We start from the raw sequence: 4,736 nt of genomic DNA, 5'->3' as shown, positions 1-4,736 counted from the left end.
GCCAGCTTTTCATAAACGCAGTGATATTCAAGCAATCATTGAAGAGCATGGGCATGAGATACTTTGGTTACCCCCTTATAGTCCAGACTTAAATCCTATTGAAAAGATGTGGGCTTGGATTAAGCAAATACGCAAAGAATGGCGGATGGATTGTATTGATACTTTATGCTTTTATCTGCTTTGGATTGGGTTGGGTTTTAGATGATTGCACTATAGTTTAAGCAAACTGGTTTCATTAGGAAACGCTCCTTTAGTTTTAGTTAACTTGCGGAATTGACGATGGACTGTCTCCACTGCATTGGTGGTATAAATAGGCTTTCTTATCGCCTCAGGATATTTAAAATAGTGACTTAGCAAATGCCACTTATCCCGCCAAGATTTAATCACCGCAGGATATTTATTACCCCAAAGGTTTTCTAACCTATCAAGCCCCAATTCAGCTGATTCTTTATTGACCGCTTTATATACAGGCTTTAAATCCTGCATGAAAGCTTTTTGCTCACGACTAGCCACATAACGCAAACTCACGGATTTGCTGAAGCACACACAGTTGCACCTCAGTATTGGGGAAGATAGCCTGTATCGCTTCAGGAAAACCTTTTAAGCCATCCACACAAGCCATGAGAATATCTTCCACGCTACGGTTATGTAAGTCCGTCAGCACAGAGAGCCAATCGTTTGCCCCTTCGGCTTGAGAGCAGTATAAGCCAATGAGTTCTTTTTTGCCTTCGGTGTTTAAAGCCAGTAGCGTGTAAACTGCTTTATTGACATAACCTCCTTCTTCTTTGACTTTGTAGGGAATGGCATTTAGCCAAACAAAGAGATAAACACTATCAGGTGTTCGAGATTGCCATGCTTTAAGCTGTGGTATGAGTTGATCAGTAATACTGCTAATGGTGGCTTCAGAGACGTCCAATGAGTAAATCTCAGCGATGTGGTCTTTGATTGTCTTATAGCTCATGCCATGTGAGAAGAGCGAGAGAATACGGTTGTCAATTTCTGGGGTGAGTTTGGTTTGGTGTTTTTTGACCAACACAGGCTCAAATTCGCCATTACGGTCTCTGGGGGTTTCTAGCTCAAAGCTACCGACGGTGGATTTAACGGTCTTTTTGCTGTAACCGTTGCGACGGTTACTATTTGGATGTTGTTCAAGATAGCTGTCTATTTCAGCTGATAGGGCGGCTTCGGTAAGCTGTTTGATTAGTGGGGCAAGCACTCCCTCACTACCTGTGATGGGTTTGCCTGCTTGGATAGCTTTTAAAGCTTCGTTAAAGTCAAAGTTTTGCATACTGTCATTCCTTTTTTTGGGTAGTTTAGAGGAATGACACAGAATTTTGAACGCTACCCTCGCATACAGAATTGGAGCGTCTTTCCGTACTAATATGCGCTGTCTATGGCTTGTCGATTTGTACACAATCTGAACGGAACTCATCCAGATATATACTTTACTGGAATAGCGATTTAATTTTCGTAGCTCTTTTATTAACCTCTGACTATATTGGAAATATTAAGGATTTTAACTTTTTTGCAAAGGTCTCATTCTATGTATTATTATTAGAAAATGAATACCTCTCATTGGAGTTATCCTTCATTGAATGAATTTATTATTGAACCTTTTCCTCCTGTTGAACAAGCTAATTTTGAGGGGGAACTTGCTCGTGGCGGTTCTTTACATCCCGAACAAGTCTTCTACGCATACCAAAAAGGTATTTTTCCTTGGTATGCACAAGATGAACCTATTCGCTGGTGGTCGCCCAATCCAAGAGGTGTGCTATTTACACATCAAGTGCATTGTAGTAAAAGCTTGAAAAAAACTATGCGAAAGCTGCCTTATAAAATTACTTTTGATACGTTTTTTTCAGAAGTAATAGCAGCTTGCGCAACCGAGCATGGAGAGACTTGGATTACGGATGAAATGCGCTCTGCATATATACTTCTTCATTTACAAGGTAGAGCACATAGCTGTGAACTATGGCTAAACGGCCATTTGATTGGCGGGCTTTATGGAATTTGTTTAAACAAAGTTTTCTGTGGTGAATCGATGTTTAGCAGACAAGCGAATGCTAGTAAAATTGTTTTGATTGAACTTTGTGCTTATCTCATCAAACAAAACATAAAGCTTATTGATACCCAATTTTTAACAGAACATCTTATTTCAATGGGTGCTATCAACATTTCACGCGATGACTATTTGATGTTTCTCACTGGCAATCCAGATCGGTTACGTGGGCATTGGTGTTAGAGTTTTTATTTTTTCGATAAAATAACAAATTGTTATTTTTTGTAATGAGTGCTACTATCTTGCGCGATTTTCATAACAAGGATAATTATGACGACTTCTACTGCACTTTCTGTAAAACAGGGATTAATGATGTTTTTTGTATTGCTTATCGCCTATATTATTTTTGCGGCGAATTGGGTAGCGGGTTCAGCACTTGGACCAGAAATTATTAATTACTTTTTTCATGGCGAACCTGTTTCATCTATTGTTTCACAGGTCGTAAACTACACTATTACGATTGCCCGTATTTTTGCAAATTTTCTAGCGGCTATTGTTCTAATTCGATTAGGTGTAAAAAAAGCGGCGGCTGTTGGTGTATTCCTACTAATGTTTGCATTAGTTGCTGTTTGGATGCCAAATTATTGGTTATATACCGCATCTAGAATGATTATGGCATTAGGTGCTTCTATGGTCATGATTTATATGAATCCAGTCGTCAGCCGCTTTGTGTCTAGAGAACAAAAAGTCACTTTTAGTGCAATGATTACGATGAGCTATAACGTTGGTGCCTTTATTGTCGCTGTACTATTCGCTTTTTGGTCAGAAACCATGAACCATGATTGGCAAATTACCATGAGTATTTTGTCTGGTTTATCTATTATTACTTTTTTAGCTTGGTTATTAGTTGCAAAAGATTTTGATACCACTTCTCCTACAGACGGCACTGCTACAGAATATTATGGATATTCACGTGCCATGAAAGATTCATTTAACTGGATATTTGCTTTAGGCTTTAGTGGTTTCTTATTTTTATACGTCATGTCTTTAACCACTTATCCTGCCGTTTTACCTAAATATTTACCTTTTTTAAACAAAGGATGGATAACATTATCGGTTGCTGGTGGCGGTATCATTGGGACAGTATTAAGTATTATTGTTGGTAGCCGTGCATTACCTAGAAGACCAATATGTGCATTATTTGGTAGCTTGATGATTGTGATGATGATTTTTGCCTTTATTAGCGCTAAATATAGCGCGCTAGCAGCTTATACGTTTATGTTTTTATCTGGCTTCTTTATGTTTGGTCAATATTCCATTTATCTTAATATGCCGCATGAGCTTCCCAGTATGACACCTCAGCGCGCAACTATTATGTTTGGAATGATTTGGGCACTTGGTTATTTTTTCTATACTATTTTTAACATCTTATGGTCAATTGTTTTAGATAATTGGGGTTGGGATGCGTCGATGATTTTCTACTTTGCTATTTCATCGCTATACTTATTGGCTCTATGGTGCTTACCTGAAACCAATCCTTCATGACCACACCGCTTACAAATATTATTGAATATTCCCCGTTGGCAAAATATCTTTGCCAACGGTTTGCTAAAAATTCAGAAGATATCACTTTTTTACAAGCTTTCAGCGCAATCGAAGCAGCGTTAACAGCTGGTAATACTGTCGCCGAACTGAAACAGCCTTTACGAGAATCGTCCTCTTTGATTATTACTGACAGCCAAGCACAAGCAGGGCAAATTGCCCCAGTAGTGACTGATAATAAAAGACTTTGGCTTCATAAAACATGGATAGAAGAATATACATTAGCCAATGCTATCTTTAAGCGAATCCATATACCTATTCAGCCTCTCTCTACAGAACTTTCTACTTATTTTAAAAAAAATTCCGCAGAAACGATCCATGCTCGACCAGAACAAATTCAAGCGATTAAACACGCCGCTACTCATGCTTTTACCTTGATTACTGGCGGACCTGGTACCGGTAAAACCTACACCATTGCTCAATTAGTTGCTGCCCTTATTCAAACAACTCCTCATATTCATATTGCACTTGCTGCACCTACAGGAAAAGCAGCTAAACGTATGGATGAATCCCTTCATCATGCACTAAAAAAATCCTTAAAAGAAAGTCAGCTTGCAGAAGCGCAAATTGAAGAAGCACAAACGTTACATCGTTTATTAGGTCTTGGTTTCAATCAAATATCTAAATATCATCAACAAAATCCTCTCCCTTATGACCTAATTATTATTGATGAAGCTTCTATGTTATCCTTAACTTTAGCTAGACAACTTTTTGAAGCAGTTTCCTCCAAAAGTAAACTTATTTTATTAGGTGATGCAGACCAGCTTGCAGCCGTTGAACCGGGAGCTGTTTTACATGATATTAGCCAACATCCAATCATGCAGTCTGCTATCTGCTCACTAAAACAATCACAACGCTTTGCAAATCATTCTGGGATTGGTCAATTAGCTGAAAAAATTCTAGCACCAGAATCTAATAACATTGACACTCTAGAACAATTATTTAAACAACACGATGATATTAGCTATCAAATTCCTGATAGAGATTTCTATACAAAACTAGCACAGCCCTATCAAAATTACTTTGATGCACTAAAATCTCAAACAATTTCAGAAAAACCCGATAAACTTTTTTCATACTTCGATGACTATCGTATTCTTTGTGCTAGTAAACATAAAGCTTTTGGAACAAAARC

4 protein-coding genes and 1 pseudogene are annotated in these 4,736 nt (G+C 38.1%); 4 read left to right on the top strand and 1 reads right to left on the bottom strand.

The annotated features are described in order from the left end of the window. A partial coding sequence (locus tag A5N85_RS12285) for a transposase (RefSeq protein WP_249023977.1) occupies positions 1-205 on the top strand: 205 nt, incomplete at its 5' end. A gap of 5 nt (positions 206-210) precedes the next feature. Here A5N85_RS12285 and A5N85_RS12280 read toward each other — a convergent pair. Beyond that, a pseudogene (locus A5N85_RS12280) lies at positions 211-1,288 on the bottom strand (IS256 family transposase). Between the two features lie 303 nt (positions 1,289-1,591). On the opposite strand from A5N85_RS12280, the gene aat reads away from it, so the two are divergent. The 3 genes from aat to A5N85_RS12265 all read left to right on the top strand — a co-directional run. After that, positions 1,592-2,242, top strand: a complete 651-nt coding sequence (aat, locus tag A5N85_RS12275; RefSeq protein ID WP_245936012.1) for a leucyl/phenylalanyl-tRNA--protein transferase — start codon at positions 1,592-1,594, stop codon at positions 2,240-2,242. 87 nt (positions 2,243-2,329) lie between these two features. Next, on the top strand, positions 2,330-3,544 hold the full coding sequence (locus A5N85_RS12270; RefSeq protein WP_072577472.1) for an MFS transporter: 1,215 nt from the start codon (positions 2,330-2,332) through the stop codon (positions 3,542-3,544). Continuing rightward, positions 3,541-4,736: ATP-dependent DNA helicase (locus tag A5N85_RS12265; RefSeq protein WP_143143286.1), on the top strand; the 1,196-nt coding region annotated here is incomplete at its 3' end. The genes A5N85_RS12270 and A5N85_RS12265, both read left to right, overlap by 4 nt.

It is taken from the genome of Suttonella ornithocola (assembly GCF_001889065.1).
Taxonomy (GTDB): Bacteria; Pseudomonadota; Gammaproteobacteria; order Cardiobacteriales; family Cardiobacteriaceae; genus Suttonella_A; species Suttonella_A ornithocola.
Note: the sequence above shows the minus strand (reverse complement) of the source record. Positions and strands in the feature narration are given on the sequence as shown.